Genomic DNA, 18,663 nt, shown 5'->3' with positions numbered 1-18,663 from the left:
CCTATTTAAATGATTTTGTAAACCAATTTTTAACTAAAAACAAAGTGTTTAGAAATGATTGGTTATTGATAATGAAAAGCAAAATACGATAATGGATACCACTATATTTAAAATTGTTGAAATTATTAATTGGATAAGCACCCAAGGATTTAAAAACAGTAATCTTAGATTTTACATAACTCAGACTAAATGGGTTTCTCAACATATTTATAATATTAAAAAACGTAAATATGTCTCTTCTGTAACGCATGTTTTCTAATAAAACTTCTGAATTAGAGCCTGTATTAAGGGTATTAATTAATTGGCTAGAATTACCAATCATCATTTGTAAATATTCAATTCTCTTTCGTACAACTTCCCAATTAGTGCTGCGCATTAGAGAGTTCTCAGTTTGAACATAGCGATGTATCGAAATTGGAAAGTAACCTACTTTTTCCGATTTGATTAACGCCTCTAAAGTAAACATTACATCAGCATTATATTCATTATTATTAAAAACCATATTGTGTTTTATCAAAAAATCTCTTTTAATAAAATACCACCATATCTCATGTCGATAATGTATGTAATTTTCTATAAGTTCTTTGCCAGTAATATATTCAACTGTTTCTAAATCAATAGATTTTGTTAATTCTAACTTGTCTAAATCCGAAGTCTCGATTGTATCAAAACCAATAATATCTAATTGTTTACTTTCTGCTATATTTAAAAAGATCGCAAGACAATTATGGACAATATAATCGTCTGCATCGAGATTGTAGATATAATCTCCTTTTGCTAATTTCAGAAGTTTATTTCTGGTAGAAAAAGCCCCAGAATTAGATTCTTGGTAAAGGCTTATATTTTTATGTTTCTTAATATATGCTTTAACAATCTCTACAGAATTATCTTTAGACCCATCATCCATGATGATAATCTCATAATCATCTTGTGAAAGATCTTGATTAAGTAAACTATCTATACAATTACCAATATAGTTTTTGGCATTAAACATTGGTATTAAGATACTAAGCTTCATTCACATTTATTAAGTTAAACGAAAATATAAGGAATAGAATCATTTCATAAATATATTCGTTGATATGCCTTAGATTAACTGTTAACTTACATTGTTTTTAAAACACTAATAAGTTTCTCGTGCATAGCATCTGTATAATCTAGATGCGTTACCATTCTTAATTTGTTGCTTCCCATACCAATTATGTGAATATCCGACTTATTTAAATCAGCTAAAAAGCTGATTTCGTCAATATCATTATTCAATTCAAAGATGATAATATTTGTTTCTATAGGTTCTACTTTCTTAATTGAGCCTAATTCACTTAACGCCTCACCTATTTCTTTAGCTTTTTGATGATCTTCAGAAAGTCTTTCAAAATGGTTATCCAAAGCATATAATCCTGCTGCTGCTGCAAAACCAACTTGCCGCATACCACCTCCTAATATTTTTCGGACTCTAAGTGCTCCGTTCATTACATTTTTATTACCTATTAAAATAGAACCCATTGGGCAGCCCAAACCTTTGCTTAAGCAAACTGAAATAGTATCAAATAGCTCACCATAATGTTTAGGATTTTCGTTTGTGTTGCTGAGTGCATTCCACAGTCGTGCACCATCTAAATGATAACCTAAACTATTTTCATCAGCAACGGTTCTAATTTTTTCTAATTCTTTAAAGTCCCAACACGCACCACCTCCTTTATTAGTGGTATTCTCAATGGCTATCAATGAGGTTAACGGACTATGGTAAAAATCTGGCGGATTTATAGATGCTTTAGCTTGTTTTGCGGTGAACATACCACGATATCCATCAATTAATTTGCAAGAGATTCCGCTATTAAACGAAGCACCACCTCCTTCATAATTATAGATATGTGCATACTTATCACAAATTACTTGTTCTCCAGGATTTGTATGTAGTTTTAAAGCTGCCTGATTAGCCATACTTCCTGTTGGAAAAAATAAAGCCTCATCCATTCCAAACATATCGGCTAATCGTTTTTCTAAAGCATTAACCGAAGGATCTTCTTTATATACATCATCACCAACTTCAGCTGTTAACATAGCTTTTAACATGCCTTTTGTTGGTTTTGTAACTGTATCGCTTCTTAAATCTATTATCATGTTTAATTAGAGTTGTAATTACAAATATCACTACCAATTGGAGAACCATCTGGGATTTTTGGAGAACTTTCTATCTTATATTTCTCTGGGTGCTCATAAAATTCTTTAATGATCAAACCGTATTGATATTGCGTTGCTTCTAATCCAAAATTATTCTTAGCAATATCTCTTAACGCTTTATTTGCAATGGCTTTAACTTTAAAGTAAGACTGATTATTTACTGCTAAATTCATTAAGTATTTTAATACATTGACGTTAATTTGTTCCTGAATTTCAGACAAATAGGAATCTTCTATATTCTTTGCGAAGGAATTAGTAATGAGTTTCTCTATCACTTCATCTAAACTTAATTGATTTACATCCAAACTCTTTTGTAATACTAAACGATTAGCTCTTTGCGGATGCAATAGAAATTTCAAACTCATATCACTAGCTGTATTCGCTGCACTTAACGGATCAAAAGCAACACCTGTTTTTCCCTTAAAAGATTCACGACTACGATTATAGCCAAATGCACGAGGTGGAAATAAACCTAATTTATCTTTAGGAATAGCTAAAGTATTTGCATTTAAAGTCTTGAGAATAGCATCTAAAGTTTCCTTCTGAATAATAACGTCAACAGGTTTTGATGTCAATTGATTATCACCTTTAACAGCATAATTATAATCTAAGCCACCAATAACCTTAGTTGCTGCTTCTACCTGAAAACGATGATAAAAGTACAAAGGCACGAAAATATCCTCTAAAACAGAATAAGGCTCGTAACTCCTAATATTATCTTTTGAAAAATTTGAAATGGCTTGTTTACGTAATTCTAAAACACTAGTCAGTTCTTCAGCTGCTGTTTTGCCATTATCCCATAAATGCGCCAAGGCATGTGCTCCACCAGAAGCTCTAGCATCAGAATCTGTGATAAAACGCAAACCATCATCTTGAGCCTTTTTTAGAATATTATTTAAAGCCTTCTTTTCGTTCGTCTTTTTGTCGAATTGAGAATAACTATATGCTACAGTGACTTTGTCCCAGTCACCTATTCCTGTGGCATAAGCATTACTGAAATCTATGTCTCCACTATTAACTGAAATCTGAGGATGTGGATAATCCATTACTGAAGCTCTATCATTAGTACTAGCTGCAAAATTATGAGCAAAACCAATTGTGTGACCTACTTCATGTGCACTCAACTGTCTAATTCTGGCTAAAGCCATATCTAGCATTGGCTTATAGTTATCATCTCGCTCAGCAAAAGGTTGATTTATTAAAGCTTGAGCAATCATAAAATCTTGACGAATACGTAAACTGCCCAAACTAACATGACCTTTAATAATCTCACCTGTTCTTGGGTCTACTACACTTCCACCATAACTCCAACCTCTTGTGCTTCTATGAACCCATTGAATAACATTATATCTGCAATCCATAGGATCTGCATCTTTGGGTAACATTTTAACCTGAAATGCATTCTTAAACCCAATAGCATCATAAGCTTGATTCCACCAACTTGCTCCATCTAATAAAGCAGAACGTACTGGCTCTGGTGTACCAGGATCTAAATAGTAAATAATAGGTTCTTTAGCTTCACTTCGCTTTAATCTTGGATTCTTCTTTTCTAATCGATGTCTAATAATGAATCGTTTTTTAATAGCCTCTTGTATTGGTGTTGCATAATCTAAATAAGACATAGAAATTGCACCACTTCGTGTATCAAAAGCTCTTGGTTTATAATTATTATCTGGTAACTTTATAAAAGAATAGTGCAGAATAACTGTAACTAATGATGCTGTTGGAGTAACGCTTCTTAGATTTCTTCCTGTAGGTTGACCTTTAAAAGTCAACATAGCTTCAAACTCAACATTCTTTGGAAATGATTTTGTTCGTTCTAATGCCAAAGCACTTTTAGTTGCATCTAGTTTGTATGTCCCTTCTTTTTTATTTTTTAAGCGGTTGGCAATACCATGCGCATCTTGCATCAAAAAAGGGGTGAAATCAATAATATAGCTTTTGTCTTTTTTAGATAAAATTTTAAATCCAAATAATACAGACTTAGCAAATGCTTGTTCAATACTTTTTTTCTCTAATTTATTATCGGTGTTTGCTCTATATTTTAAGTTGGGCTGAATAAGCAATAATTTGTTCCCCGCTTTTTTAAAATATACTAAACGTTCATTACCTAACTGTCCTCTATCTAAACCTATGTCATTACTTCCAACACCAGAAGCTAAAGAATTTACATAAAGAAAATCTTTCTCTAAGTTTTCTACCTTAAGATAAATTTTATCAGTATTCTCTTCATAATAAAAGTCAAAATACCCTTCATAAGTTTTGAGGTCTTTCTTATTTAAAATTTGAGCCTGAAATTGAAAACTAATACATACAAAACAAAAAAGGAAAGTTAATTTTTTCATGTTGAATTTATTGAATCATAAAACTACGGAATTTCTAAAAAACCTATTCAAAATTATGGCACTTTAATGAGGCATCTTATATTTGCATAAATTACTACTATTTATGATAACATCAGATCAAATTAAAGATCTTAATTCCCGTCTAGACACACTTAGACAATATCTTTGACTTAGATGCTAAGCTCATAGAAATAGCTAACGAAGAAGAACAAACCTTTGATCCAAACTTCTGGAATGACTCTAAAGCAGCCGAATTGGTTATGAAGTCCATTCGTGAGAAAAAAAGTTGGGTAACTGATTATAATTCTGCACAATCGCTTTTTGAAGATTTAGAAGTCATCTATGAGTTCTACAAAGAAGATGAAGCTACAATGGAAAATGTTGAAGCTAGGTTTTATAAAGCTCTCAATGCTATTGAGAAATTAGAGTTCAAAAACATGCTTTCTGAAGAAGGTGATAGCTTAAGTGCTGTTCTTCAAATTACTGCAGGAGCTGGAGGAACTGAATCGTGTGATTGGGCAAGTATGCTTATGCGAATGTATTTAATGTATGCTGAGAAAAGTGGATTTAAAGTTAAAGAGCTAAATCATCAAGAAGGAGATGTCGCTGGTATAAAAACGGTTACTTTAGAAATTCAAGGTGATTTTGCTTTTGGTTGGCTTAAAGGTGAAAATGGTGTACATCGATTAGTTCGTATCTCCCCTTTTGATAGTAATGCTAAACGTCATACCAGTTTTGCCTCAGTATATGTATATCCATTGGTAGATGATTCTATTGAAATAGAAATTAATCCTGCAGATATTGAAATTACAACAGCTCGCTCTAGTGGAGCTGGTGGACAAAATGTAAACAAAGTTGAAACTAAAGTTCAGTTATTACACAAACCATCTGGTATACAAATTCAATGTTCAGAAACAAGATCTCAGCACGATAATAGATCAAGAGCAATGCAAATGTTAAAGTCTCAACTATACGAAATTGAGCTTCAAAAACAAATGGCTCAGCGTGATGACATAGAAGCAGGAAAAATGAAAATAGAATGGGGAAGTCAAATAAGAAACTACGTGATGCACCCTTATAAATTAGTGAAAGATGTTAGATCTACTCACGAAACTGGTAATGTAGACGCTGTTATGGATGGTGATATAGAACCATTCTTAAAAGCTTATCTTATGATGATGGGACAGAAAGAAGTAGACACAAATAAACTGTAAATGAAAAAAATAAATGCGATAATATTTGACCTTGGAGGTGTATTAATTGATTGGAATCCTGAGTATGTGTATTTAGATGTTTTCAATGGAGATAGAAAAAAAATGCAATGGTTTTTTGATAATATCTGTACAATGGACTGGAATGAAAATCAAGATGCTGGCTACCCATTGCAAAAAGCCACTGAAGAGCGTGTTGCAATGTTTCCTGAACATGAAGAACTAATAAGACTGTATTATGGGCGTTGGGTAGAAATGTTAGGTGATGCAATAGAAGGAACCGTGAAAATTTTAAAATCTCTAATTGATAATCCAAACTATAAGGTAGTAGCCTTAACCAATTGGAGCCGCGAAACATTCCCAATAGCGCTAAAGCGTTTTGATTTTTTACATTGGTTTGAAGGGATTGTAGTTTCTGGTGAAGAAAAAACAAGAAAGCCATTCAAAGAAATATATGAAACCACTTTAAATAGATTTCATATTAGTGCTGAAAACTCTATTTTTATAGACGATAATCAAAGAAATATTGATGCTGCACAAGCATTAGGAATTAATGGCATATATTTTGAATCACCAAAAGCATTAACTGAAGCATTAAAACATTATTCAATTTCTATTTAAAATATGATTACAATTTATCACAATCCTAGGTGCAGAAAATCTAGAGAAGGATTAGAGATTTTAAAGCAATCAAATAAAGAATTTGAAATTGTCAAGTATCTAGACAATCAATTAAATAGAGAACAGCTTCAATCTATAATTACTAAATTAAGCATAAAACCAATAGATTTAATTCGCAAAAATGAAGCTATTTGGAAATCGGATTATAAAGGTAAGGCACTTGCAGATAAGGATATTATAGAGGCTATGGTTGCGTATCCAAAATTGATTGAACGCCCTATTGTTATAAATGAAAATAAAGCTGTGGTTGGTAGACCACCAGAATCGATATTAGAAATATTTTAAACTTACTTTAATGAAAAAGATTGTACTTATAATTTTCGCATTATTTATTGGCTTAAATGTTTTTGGCCAAGGACGAAGAGATCGAATGGGTAATCCAGTAGTAAATAGAGAACCTACTGATAAAGAGATTGCAGATCATAAACGAAAAATAGAAGAACGTAAAAATGAATTCATCGCAAATTTTATAACAACTTTAGAGGGTGATGATTTTCAAAAAGAAATAGTTAAACAATATATCAACAGTTATTTTGATGAGAAGGTAGCTCTCTCAAAAATAAAATTCGAGCACACTCTTGATAGAGATAAGGCCATAAAAAAACTTGATGACTCGCACTTTGCAGAACTCGAAGAGCTAATTTCTGAAGATGATATGACAAAAATCAAAGACATGATTAAAGGTGACTTTGATGAAAAAGAAGTGAAAAAAGAAAAGAAAAAGAAGCGCAAAAAAAGAAAGAAGAAGAATAAAGACCAATAGAAGTAGTCAATTACGTTATAAAAAATCCATATATGTCTTAACATAAGATTAACCAAAAAAGGAAGAGGTAAGGGTATTTTTGCGCAACAAAATACTCTAACAAACCATAAATAATGAAGATTACTTCTTACCTACTTCTTTTTTTATTGTTTACTTACAACCAAAGTTTTGCTCAAAAAGAAGTGAAAGTTCAAGGTGCAGTCCTCGAGGAGGATTCAAACATTCCTTTAGAATATGCGACTGTAACTTTTAAAACTACAACAGATAATAAAGTTGTCACTGGAGGAATAACAGACTCAAAAGGTATGTTTAGTGTTGATGTTCATGTAGGTACTTACAATATTTATGTAGAATACATATCTTATAAAACTAAAGAATACCTCAATAAAATTATAGATAAATCTATAAATCTAGGTACAGTTAATATTGCCTTAGATGTAGACACTTTAAATGAAGTGACTGTTGTTGCAGAAACTACTACTGTAGAAATTAAACTCGATAAAAAAGTCTATAATATTGGAAAAGATTTGACTACTGCTGGCGGAACAGTCAGTGACGCCTTAAATAATGTGCCATCTGTATCTGTTGATATTGAAGGTGCAATAAGCTTAAGAGGTAATGAGAATGTAAGAATCCTAATCAATGGAAAACCTTCTGCGCTTGCAGGTTTTGGAGATACTAATGTTTTAAGTCAATTACCAGCCGATGCTATTGAACGTGTAGAAGTTATCACTTCCCCATCTGCTAGATACGATGCTGAAGGTACAGCAGGAATTCTAAATATTATTTTAAGACAAAAAGAAACATTAGGATTTAATGGGTCTTTTAACTTAACAATGGGTAATCCTGATAACCTAGGACTAAATGCAAGCTTAAATTATAGAACTGAAAATTTTAATGTGTTTTCAAACCTAGGTTGGAGATACTTTGATGCACCAGGAACGAGACTTAATGATGTTACCTATTTTGATACCACTATTGATGGACAAATAGTAGAACCTGAATATAGACGCATACGAGAAGATAGAACTATAGAACGTCTCAATAGAAACTACAATGCCAATGTTGGGATAGAATATTTCTTAACCGAAAAATCTTCCATAACTGCAGGTCTATTTTATCGTTTTGGAAGTGATGCTGATATATCTCTAAACGGTAGTGAACGTTTTAATAATGGAAACATTATAGAAGAAACTTTACGACGAGAAAAAGAAACTGAAAAAGATAATAGTTATCAGTTTTCTTTAAACTATGTTAAACGTTTTGGTGATGATTCTGACCATATATTAACTGCAGATTTTCAATTTGAAAATGGTGATGAAGAAGGCTTTACTTTTTTAAACGAAGACTATTTAGTGACAAATCAAATAGACCCAGAACCATTTCAAATAGAACAAGAATTTGCGATTGAAGATCAGAAAGAATATTTATTACAAGCTGATTATGTGCTCCCTCTTGGTGAGAATTCTCGTTTTGAAGCAGGTTACAGAGGTACATTTAAAAATCAAGTAACTGACTATCGTTTAGAACAAGAAAATATTGCTACAGGCAATTTAGTCGTTAACGATACGATTACAAATGTTTTTGATTATGATGAAAATGTAAACGCATTATACTCACAATATGGCACAAAATTTGGCAAATTCTCATTTCTTTTAGGTTTAAGATTAGAACACACACAGCTAAAAGGAAAAATAGATTCACGTTTAACTGATGAAGAATTAGTAGAAGCTTTTGGTTTTCCTATTCAAACAGATTTTGATAATAATTATTTAGGCTTATTCCCTACACTTAATTTAATCTATGAATTAGGTTCTGATGATTCTGACTCTGAAGAAAGTATAACTTTAGGATACAATAGAAGAATTAATAGACCCAGAGGACGATTTGTCAATCCATTTCCTACACGATCTAGTAGAACAAATATATTTCAAGGGAATCCAAATTTACAACCTGCATTCGCAAGTGCTTTTGACTTAGGGTATTTAAAACGTTGGGATAAACTAACATTAACAACATCTGTTTATTACCAGTACGAAACGCAATCTTTTGAGCGCGTAGAAGAAAATACTGGGCAACAAACAACTGACGGTATAGATATCATACGTACAATCCCAGTTAATTTATCTACAAATGCAAGAACTGGAGCCGAATTAGATCTTTTGTATAATCCTAAAAAATGGCTTCGATTAAATACTAGTTTTAACTTTTTTCAATTCGAAACTGATGGAGAATTTAACGGTATAAATTATAGTACAAAAAACACAAGTTGGTTTGCACGTTTTAGCTCTAAAATAACGCTTCCTGGTAAAATCGATTGGCAAACTAATGCGTTCTACAGAGGTGCTAGACAAGATGCACAATCAGATACTGATGGTCTTTTTTCTATTAATTTAGCGATGAGTAAAGAATTAATAGAAAACAAGCTTACAGTGTCATTAAATGTAAGAGATTTACTCAATTCTAGAAAACGTCAATCTACAACAACTACAGATTTATTTTCTAGATATAGTGAATCACAATGGAGACAACGCCAAGTTAATTTATCTGTTATATACAGATTTAATCAAATGTTGAAAAAGCGTGATCGCTCTGGTGGAAGAGGCGGCAATGTTGGTGATGATGATTTTGATTTTGAAGGCTAATCTAATCGTTACTCTATTTTAGGTGCTGGCATATCTTGCCCTCCTTGATGTAAGATTAAACTATCCACTTTACCATCAGCGTCTTTATTAAATGTAACACTTGCCTCTACTACTCTAAGAAAGAACTCGTTTTCTGCAGACGGAAATACTTGGAATTTAGATTGTCCTGTCGCTTGTGCATAAAGTTCATTATCTATTCTACTAATTGTAATTGTAAATTCTGGAGCTAATTGATACACCCCAATATATGTGTCTAAAATTTCATTGGATACGCTTACAACATCTGGGAATTCAGATTTCTTTGGCAATTCTAAATTTATAGTTGCATCAAGCAATTTTAAGCCTATTTGATCAACACTAAATGTAGAATTCGTTAATACTACTACTCCTCTCTTGGTATTATTTAAAAATCCTGCAAAAGCTCTATAACCACCCGTACCTCCATTATGCCAAGTTATTAAATTGTTATTAGCAAAATGCCAAGCCAAAGCAATATCTCTCGGTAGCTTATAGCTTATCAAAAATTCATAAAGCTGACTAACTTTGTAATCTGCAAAAGGATTGTTTATATCAGCAGGACTAAAATTATCTGGCATTCTAGGTAAACCTGAAGTATGTGTAGCTAAATCCTTTAGCGTAATTACTTTTTCATTCCTTTGAGGAATAGTAAATGTATTTGGCAAGTATTTAGAAACAGGATCACTCAGTTTCATGTTCCCTCTTAATACTTCATCAGCCAATAAAATTGTAGTAAATACTTTTGAAATTGAGCCTATTTCATAAACTGAATTCTCATTTACATGCTTTCCATTATTAACCTCAGTTTTACCATAATTAAAATATGAAACGTCACCTCCATCAATATATGCCAATGAAACACTTGGATTAAATCCATTGTCTACTCTAGCCTTTATATGAGTTTTTACCGCTTCAGGTATTTCTAAGTTTTGAGCAAACGAGAACTGACATAAAAGGAAAAAGACTAATAAATAAAATTTGAATTTCATAGCTATTTTATATTGATTATATAAGTTTGACGGACTATCTGAGAATATGTTATATAATAGAACATTTATGCTCTATTCAAAATTTAAATCATCTTAAAATCTAACAGTAAATATCCTTCAATCGATGCTTGTAAATGATCTCCTTTAAAAATATCACCTTTGCCTTTAGCAGGTGTTCCTGTAAATATTAAATCTCCAGGCTCCAAGGTCATAAAGGATGATACATAGGAAATTACTTCTGCAAAAGTATAAATCATGAGGTGTGTATTACCAACTTGTACTGTGTTACCATTAATCTTTAAATCAAAATTAATATCATTTAAATCTGTAAAATTTGATATTGGCTGAAAACTAGATGCCGGAGAAGCGCCATCAAACCCTTTAGCTTAAGCCCAAGGTCCCTTTTTCTCTCTACTTGCTATTAATACATCTTTAGCAGTATAATCTATTCCAACAGCAATTTCTGAAATATGAGAAATAGCATCTTCCTGAGAAATATCTTTTCCTTTTGTTCCAATTTTTATAACCAATTCTAACTCATATGCAATTTCATTTGTAATAGCTGGATAAACGACATCTGCATTACCAGTTACCAAACTAGAAATTGGCTTAGTGAAAATTGTTTGCGTACCTGTTTTTATAGCTGCAATTTCTGATAAGTCATTGACGTAGTTTTTTCCTATTCCTATAATTTTCATGCTGTGAAATTTATTTATCTTAATTTATGAAAAAGTTGTTTTGGTTTGATACTGAAATTTCTTTAAAATCAGAAACTACAATATTTGCTAAACTATAATCTTGTCCTGTAGAATGCTCACTTTTAAATGCTGTACAAAATATACCTGCAGCACGGGCTGCTTTGATACCATTAGTAGAATCTTCTATAACCATACATTCTGATGTATTGAAACCAGTAAAATTAGCTGCTTTTGTAAATATTTCAGGATGCGGTTTAGATTTTTTTAAATCAGCTCCACTAAATTTACCTTTAAAATACTTATCAAGATTAAAACGCTTAAAAATTTGATTAATACCATTCATTGAAGCTGATGACGCTACAACTAAAGTAATATCATTACTATGATAATCCTTTATAAGATCTAAAACACCATCTATTAAAGCTAATTCATCATCATTCTCGAATAAATATTTATAATGCTTACGTTTTAAATGCATTAAATGTTCTGGTGTATCAATTAATCGAAAATGATCGACTAATCGCTTACAGATATTTATAGTAGACTGACCTGTAAAGGATTCGTAGAGCTCAGAATTAACATCGATATTTACATCTTTAAACATCTGATGATAAGCTTTTCGATGTAATGGTTCTGTATCTACAATAACACCATCCATATCAAATAAAACAGCTTTAAGCATAATATTTATTAGTTTAGCAACGAAGATAGTAAAGTGCCTTTTTGAGTGCAAAAAGAAATCTCACTATTAATTAAAATATAATATGGCAAAGAAAGGACGCGAAAAGAATACCGCAAACAAAGCCAAGCACAGTAAACTCATAGCTCAGAAAAAGAATAAGATAAAATCTAAAGTTGAACAGCGTAAAGCAAGATTAAAAGCAATTGTTGAAAAAGCTCAGGCAGAAAAAGCAAAAAAATCTTAATAAGTTATACTACATTACTTATAATATCCTCAACAACCTCTGGATTTAATAAGGTACTCGTATCACCTAACTGATCAGTTTCATTACAAGTAATTTTTCTTAAAATTCTTCGCATTATTTTGCCACTTCTAGTTTTAGGCAAGCCAACCGTAAATTGAATTTTATCGAGTTTTGCAATTGGTCCAATACGGTCTGTAATTAATTGATTGATTTCTTTTCGCAAATTATCATGGTTACGACCTTCACCACTATCTTTTAAAGTCACATAACCATATAGTGCATTGCCTTTAACATCGTGAGGAAAGCCAACAATAGCTGATTCTGCGACTGCAGGATGCTCATTTATAGCATCCTCAATTGGAGCTGTTCCAAGGTTATGACCAGACACAATAATTACATCATCTACACGACCTGTAATTCTGTAGTAACCAACTTCATCTCGTAATGCTCCATCACCTGTAAAATACATATTCTCATAAGCTGAAAAATAGGTGTCTTTATAGCGTTGGTGATTTCCCCAAATAGTACGTGCTATAGATGGCCAAGGAAACTTTACACATAAACGCCCTTCTACTTGATTGCCGTTAATTTCATTACCGTTTTCATCCATTAAAGCAGGTTGCACACCAATAAATGGTAACGTTGCATAGGTTGGCTTTGTTGGAGTAGAAAATGGAATTGGCGTTATCATAACACCTCCTGTTTCAGTTTGCCACCAAGTATCTACAATCGGGCTTTTCTTCTTGCCAATATTTTCATTGTACCAATGCCAGGCTTCTTCATTTATAGGTTCACCTACAGTTCCCAAAACTTTAAGCGTTGATAAATCATACTTATCAACAAATTCAGTCCCTTGTTTAGCTAATGCTCTTATAGCTGTTGGTGCTGTATAAAACTGAGTGACTTTATGTTTCTCCACGATATCCCAAAAACGTCCATAATCTGGATAACTAGGTACGCCTTCAAACATTACAGTAGTTGCACCATTTGCTAATGGTCCATATACAATATAACTATGTCCTGTAATCCAACCTATATCAGCAGTACACCAATATACATCATTATCTTTATATTGAAAAACATTCTTAAATGTGTAGGCCGTATAAACCATATATCCAGCTGAAGAATGCACCATCCCTTTTGGCTTTCCTGTAGAACCTGAAGTATATAAAATAAAAAGCGGATCTTCTGCATCCATTATTTCCGCATCACAGTCTTGATATGCTTCATCTAAAAGTGGTTGTAACCAATAATCACGACCTTCTTTCATATTAATATCTGAATCTATACGTTTTGCTACCAATACTGATTCTATATCAGGAGTATCGTTTAACGCTTCATCAACAATACCTTTTAAATCAATAGTTTTTGCACCACGATAAGACCCATCAGAAGTAATCACCATTTTTGCATCACAGTCGTTAATACGTGTTGATAAGGCTGTTGCCGAAAAACCTGCAAATACCACAGAATGAATTGCTCCAATTCTAGCACAAGCTAAAACGGAGACCGCTAATTCTGGAATCATTGGCAAATAAATACAGACTCTATCCCCTTTTTCGATGCCTTTCTCTTTTAATACATTCGCAAATTTACAAACACGTTCATGTAATTGTATGTATGTAATATGCTCTGCAGCTTCATCAGGATTGTTAGGTTCAAATAGAATAGCTGTTTTGTCACCTCGTGTTCTTAAATGTCTGTCTAGACAGTTTTCTGTAATATTAAGTTTAGCATTTTCATACCACTTTACCTCAGGTTTTTTAAAATCCCAACTTAATATCTTATCCCATTTTTTTCTCCAAACAAAATGTTCTTCAGCTATTTCTTCCCAAAATTGTTCAGGATTACTTACTGATTTTCTATAAACCTGGAAGTATTCTTCAAACTGTTTTATATGATAATTACTCATGTATAACTCTCAATTTTTGACGATGTAATTTACTAAAATAATTTATTGAACTTCATAATTAGGAAAAGAATAAGCATTCAAAAATTAAAAATGGTGGTTAAACGAAATTACTTACATTATATGCTATTTCCTTTTGTTATTATTAACATTTAGATATATTATTACTATACAATTTATTCTATGATTAGAAACTTACTATCCACTATCCTTCTTTTTACTTTTATCTCGTATTCGTATGGTCAACGAAAGATTGAACCTGATGCTACAGATATTGCAAAAGCAAAAAAACTTAAAGAGAAATTTGACCATAAAGATGATGAAATTGCTCTTGAAGAAAGCATAGATTTTGTAACTTTTGAGTTTAACAAAGACTCAGAAAAAGTAATTGTTCATCATCAATTAAAAGAGAAAATGATAAATATGATATCTCGAGCAGATATTCAGAAATATTGTTTTTATGATGGTGAATCTGAAATTGAAGAATTTAAAATTCTATATAAAAATGATAGAAGCGCTCGTTTCTTTGTAAAAGATGAAGCCTATAAAAGTGATGACTTATTTCATAACGATGCCAGAGTAAAATTTACCAATGTCGATTTTCCATTACAAGGTTATCGCTATGGCACTGAGATTCTGAAGAACTATAACGACATAAAATATTTTACAAAGCTTTATTTTAATGATTACTATCCAACAGTTAAAAAAGTAATTAAAGTTGAAATTCCGGATTGGTTAAATATTGAATTAAAAGAACTTAATTTTGAAGGTTACGACATCGTTAAAACCGTAAAACCAAATGTTAAGAACAAATCTAAAATTCATACTTATACAGTAAAAGATGTCCCAGCTATGCGCAATGCGTCTAATGCGCCTGGTCCAACTTATGTGTATCCACATCTCCTTGTATTAGCAAAATCTTATACTATTAAAGGCGAAACAAAGCCAATTTTTGATTCGACTCAAGATCTTTATAATTGGTATAAATCTCTCGTTAATAGCTTAGAGAACGACAATTCTCCAATAAAAGCTAAAGTTGTAGAATTAACCAAGGATGCTAAAAGTGATGAAGAAAAAATAAAGAACATCTATTATTGGGTACAAGATAATATTAGATATATAGCTTTTGAAGATGGTATTGCAGGTTTTAAACCAGATGAAGCTGCTAATGTTTTTAATAAAAGATATGGTGATTGTAAAGGTATGGCTAACCTTACCAAGCAAATGCTTATTGAAGCTGGTTTTGACGCAAGATTAACATGGATTGGAACTAAACGTATTGCTTATGATTACTCTACACCAAATTTATCGGTTGACAATCATATGATTTGTTCTTTATTTAAAGACGATAAAATCATTTTCTTAGATGGTACAGAAAAATTCAATGCCTTTGGAGAATATGCAAATCGTATACAAGGCAAACAAGTAATGATTGAAGATGAAGATACTTTTATCTTAAAAGAAGTACCAGAAAGTGCAGTAGAGTTTAACAAAGAATCTTTTAATTACAATCTAAAATTAGAGGATGAACTATTAACTGGTTCTGTTGAAAAGGTTTTTAATGGAGAAAGCCGATCGGGTTTATTATACTATTTCGATCAATTAAAAACCGATAAGAAAGAAGAATTTTTAGAAGCTTATTTAAGTCGAGGAGATAGCAATAGAAAAGTAGCAAATATTACAACTTCAGATTTGTCTAATAGAGATGGTAATGTTACACTTTCTTATGATATTACTGTAAAGAATGCAGTCTCGACATTCGATGATTCAATATATATAGATCTAGACCGCGATGAAGAATTAGGTAGTTATGAATTTAAAGAACGTGATGTAGATTATATTTTTAGTTCTAAAAAGTATTTAGAATCTACAACCACGTTAGAAATTCCATCTGGCTATAAGGTTTCACAACTACCAAAAGACATTCAGATTTCAAGTAAAAACTATGATATGTCTGTAAGTTTTAAAACAGAGACCAATAAACTTATTTACAAGAAACTGTTTAAGATTAAAAATGCCAAAATTGAAACTAACGATTTTGAAGAATGGAATACCTTTATCAGTCAATTAAATAATACCTATCAAGAACAAATCATCATTACCAAAAACTAAATCAATGAATATTAAAAGACTAACGCTACTTTTTGTAGCCTTTTCAATAGTATCTTTTGGGCAATCCGAAGAAGAATTAGAAGCAAAAGACTTTTTTTGGGGCAATTCGGATAAATACAAAAACATTACCGAAATCCCAGAGAAATGGGCTAATGAATCTGCTGTAATCTTATATAAAAATGAGAATTACGATTTTCACAAATTTGGTAAGAAAGTGACATATACAAGTTCTGTAAGAAAGCGAATTAAGCTTTTAGACAAAGCTGCCGTTGAAGAATTTTCAGAATTTGCTTTTACAAAACGCTTTAGATCATCTAAAGGACGCTATACATGGAAAGAAAAAGGTAATAACTATGTTGGTGTGAAAATTGTAAAACCAGATGGAAAAGAAATAGAGATCGATGTTGAGAAAGAATCTGTAGAAGTCGATGGAGAAACTAAAGTCGCTATCTCAAATCTAGAAATTGGTGATATTATAGACTATTACTTCTATAGATTAGAACCTTTTAAAGCTACTTATGCTTTTGGGTTTGATCCTGTGGAAACCAATTTAGGTGAAGAATATCCTACTGTAGATTTTAAATTATTTTTTGAAACGGAAAATGACTTTTTCATCAATTTCAATTCTTTTAATGGAGCACCAAAATTAGAGCAAATTCCAACAGAGAAAAAGAATATGAGGCGTTACGAATTAGTTGCATCTGATATTGAAAAGAATGAATATATGCGCTGGTTTTATCCACTATTAGAATTACCATCATATAAGTTTCAAGTGTATTTTGCTAGATCAGGAAAATTTGAAGATAGAGCTTTAGCATTTCTTCCTGAAAAAGAAAAAATTATAAAAACCTCAGTTTCCCAAGATGAAGTATTAGATCTATATGATAATAGATTTAAACCAGATGGAAATATAGGTGATGTTAGAAAGTTCTTTAAAAAGAAAAATTTCAGTAGTGATACCGAAAAAGTTACTGAAGCATTTTACTTTATGCGTCATTATTACTTAACGCGCTTCGTTGAGGCCATCTTTATAAAAGATGCAGATATAATGTACAATCCATTCGTTTTTTATGGATATCCAGTATTTATTGATAACCAAAAACAATTTGTACGTCATTTTACAGAGTTTTTAAAACGAGAAAAAATAAAATATGAGATTGTTGTTGCAAAAAAACGTTTCGATGGCTCTATTGATGATTTACTAATAGAACGAAATGTCAATGTTCTTATCAAAGTGAATACACCTACTCCATTATATGCGCAATTATTTAGTGTACATACAAACATTAATGAGTTTTCACCACTAATTGAAGACACCGATGTATTTCTATTATCACCTACACGTAACAAAATTGATGTTATAGAAAGAGGAAAACTTCCTGTTTCAACTCACCTGGATAACGAAACAAAAAAGGAAATGACTCTAAATATGACTGAGGATTTCTCTGGCATATCAATAAGCTCTGTAAATAGCTATAAAGGACATTCTAAAAAAGATGAACAATACGATAGACTCATGTTTTCAGATTATGTTGATGAAGACTATGCGAAGTACGACACTAAATCTTTTATCGAATTAGTAAAACGTAAAAAGGATAAAGCCAGATATAAAAAAGAGTTAAATGCTTTAATTGAAAAAATAAAAGGAAAGCAAAAAGAACGATTTGAAATTAGTGCGAAAGGAGAATATACTGTTGAAGAGATTGAAGATTATGCTTATCTCATTAATGAAACTGGACGTTATGGTTTAGATGATTACTTCACCTTCACTGAGACATTTACCACTAAAAATTCTTTGATAAAAAAAGCAGGTCCAAACTATATCATTGAAATTGGAAAACTTATAGGAGGACAAATAGACCTTGAAGAAAAAGAACGTAATCGTACCGCAAATGTCTATTCTCGTAATGCGAGAAGCTATAATTACAACATGACTTTTAATATTCCTGAAGGTTATACTGTTGCTGGTTTAGTTAAACTCAACAAGTCTGTAGATAACGAAACTGGAGCTTTTATTAGCACAGCGGAAATTAAAGACAATAAATTGATTATAAAGACATCGAAGCAATACAAGCATAATTTTGAACCAAATGCTAACTGGAACAAAATGATAGCCTTTTTAGATGAAGCAAATCAGTTTACGAATGAAAAGATATTATTGAAGAAGAAGTAAATTTTAATC

Annotated in this window: 14 protein-coding genes and 1 pseudogene; 8 read left to right on the top strand and 7 right to left on the bottom strand. The window is 31.6% G+C overall.

All coding sequences use genetic code 11. The features are described from left to right. Window position 1 precedes the first annotated feature (1 nt). The 3 genes from WPG_RS14445 to WPG_RS14435 all read right to left on the bottom strand — a co-directional run bounded on the left by WPG_RS14445 (window position 2) and on the right by WPG_RS14435 (window position 4,529). Window positions 2–1,018 carry a glycosyltransferase family 2 protein gene (locus WPG_RS14445; protein WP_045473970.1) on the bottom strand — a complete coding sequence of 339 codons (1,017 nt, stop codon included), beginning with the start codon at window positions 1,016–1,018 and terminating at the stop codon, window positions 2–4. A gap of 86 nt (window positions 1,019–1,104) precedes the next feature. After that, a complete protein-coding gene (locus tag WPG_RS14440; protein ID WP_045473968.1) occupies window positions 1,105–2,124 on the bottom strand; it encodes a threonine aldolase family protein in 1,020 nt (339 codons plus the stop codon). Window positions 2,125–2,126: 2 nt separating this feature from the next. Then, window positions 2,127–4,529, bottom strand: coding sequence for a zinc-dependent metalloprotease (locus WPG_RS14435; protein ID WP_045473966.1), 2,403 nt, complete (start codon window positions 4,527–4,529; stop codon window positions 2,127–2,129). A gap of 103 nt (window positions 4,530–4,632) precedes the next feature. Here WPG_RS14435 and prfB point away from each other — a divergent pair. From prfB to WPG_RS14410, 5 genes are all read left to right on the top strand, one after another. After that, window positions 4,633–5,743, top strand: a protein-coding gene (prfB, locus tag WPG_RS14430) for a peptide chain release factor 2 (protein WP_144374488.1) whose coding sequence is annotated in 2 segments (ribosomal slippage) — window positions 4,633–4,695 and window positions 4,697–5,743 — 1,110 coding nt in all. Because the reading frame shifts where the segments join, the coding sequence is not laid out codon by codon here. Further along, complete coding sequence (locus WPG_RS14425; RefSeq protein WP_045473964.1) at window positions 5,744–6,361, top strand: HAD family hydrolase; 618 nt, start codon at window positions 5,744–5,746, stop codon at window positions 6,359–6,361. A gap of 3 nt (window positions 6,362–6,364) precedes the next feature. Next, entirely contained in the window at window positions 6,365–6,706 is a 342-nt protein-coding gene (arsC, locus tag WPG_RS14420; RefSeq protein WP_045473962.1) for an arsenate reductase (glutaredoxin), read from the top strand. A gap of 10 nt (window positions 6,707–6,716) precedes the next feature. Further along, window positions 6,717–7,184 (top strand): hypothetical protein, encoded by a 468-nt coding sequence (locus WPG_RS14415; protein ID WP_045473960.1) that lies wholly within the window; start codon window positions 6,717–6,719, stop codon window positions 7,182–7,184. A gap of 113 nt (window positions 7,185–7,297) precedes the next feature. After that, window positions 7,298–9,829 carry an outer membrane beta-barrel protein gene (locus WPG_RS14410; RefSeq protein WP_045473958.1) on the top strand — a complete coding sequence of 844 codons (2,532 nt, stop codon included), beginning with the start codon at window positions 7,298–7,300 and terminating at the stop codon, window positions 9,827–9,829. An 8-nt stretch (window positions 9,830–9,837) separates the two neighbouring features. On the opposite strand, the gene WPG_RS14405 is transcribed toward WPG_RS14410, so the two are convergent. The 3 genes and pseudogenes from WPG_RS14405 to WPG_RS14395 all read right to left on the bottom strand — a co-directional run bounded on the left by WPG_RS14405 (window position 9,838) and on the right by WPG_RS14395 (window position 12,216). Continuing rightward, window positions 9,838–10,836 carry a serine hydrolase gene (locus tag WPG_RS14405; protein WP_045473955.1) on the bottom strand — a complete coding sequence of 333 codons (999 nt, stop codon included), beginning with the start codon at window positions 10,834–10,836 and terminating at the stop codon, window positions 9,838–9,840. 83 nt (window positions 10,837–10,919) lie between these two features. Next, a pseudogene (locus WPG_RS14400) lies at window positions 10,920–11,534 on the bottom strand (fumarylacetoacetate hydrolase family protein). 19 nt (window positions 11,535–11,553) lie between these two features. Next, a complete protein-coding gene (locus tag WPG_RS14395; protein WP_045473953.1) occupies window positions 11,554–12,216 on the bottom strand; it encodes an HAD family hydrolase in 663 nt (220 codons plus the stop codon). 82 nt (window positions 12,217–12,298) lie between these two features. On the opposite strand from WPG_RS14395, the gene WPG_RS18250 reads away from it, so the two are divergent. Next, window positions 12,299–12,460 (top strand): hypothetical protein, encoded by a 162-nt coding sequence (locus WPG_RS18250; RefSeq protein WP_171817190.1) that lies wholly within the window; start codon window positions 12,299–12,301, stop codon window positions 12,458–12,460. Window positions 12,461–12,464: 4 nt separating this feature from the next. On the opposite strand, the gene acs is transcribed toward WPG_RS18250, so the two are convergent. Continuing rightward, a complete protein-coding gene (acs, locus tag WPG_RS14390) occupies window positions 12,465–14,372 on the bottom strand; it encodes an acetate--CoA ligase (protein WP_045473952.1) in 1,908 nt (635 codons plus the stop codon). Window positions 14,373–14,552: 180 nt separating this feature from the next. Here acs and WPG_RS14385 point away from each other — a divergent pair, with 180 nt between their 5' ends. Further along, window positions 14,553–16,481 carry a transglutaminase-like domain-containing protein gene (locus WPG_RS14385; protein WP_045473950.1) on the top strand — a complete coding sequence of 643 codons (1,929 nt, stop codon included), beginning with the start codon at window positions 14,553–14,555 and terminating at the stop codon, window positions 16,479–16,481. A gap of 4 nt (window positions 16,482–16,485) precedes the next feature. After that, entirely contained in the window at window positions 16,486–18,654 is a 2,169-nt protein-coding gene (locus WPG_RS14380; RefSeq protein WP_045473948.1) for a DUF3857 domain-containing protein, read from the top strand. Window positions 18,655–18,663: the final 9 nt, after the last annotated feature.

Origin of the sequence: Winogradskyella sp. PG-2 (assembly GCF_000828715.1) — a bacterium.
GTDB lineage: Bacteria > Bacteroidota > Bacteroidia > Flavobacteriales > Flavobacteriaceae > Winogradskyella.
The sequence above is the reverse complement of the archived record's forward strand: the minus strand, read 5'-3'. Positions and strand labels throughout refer to the sequence as shown.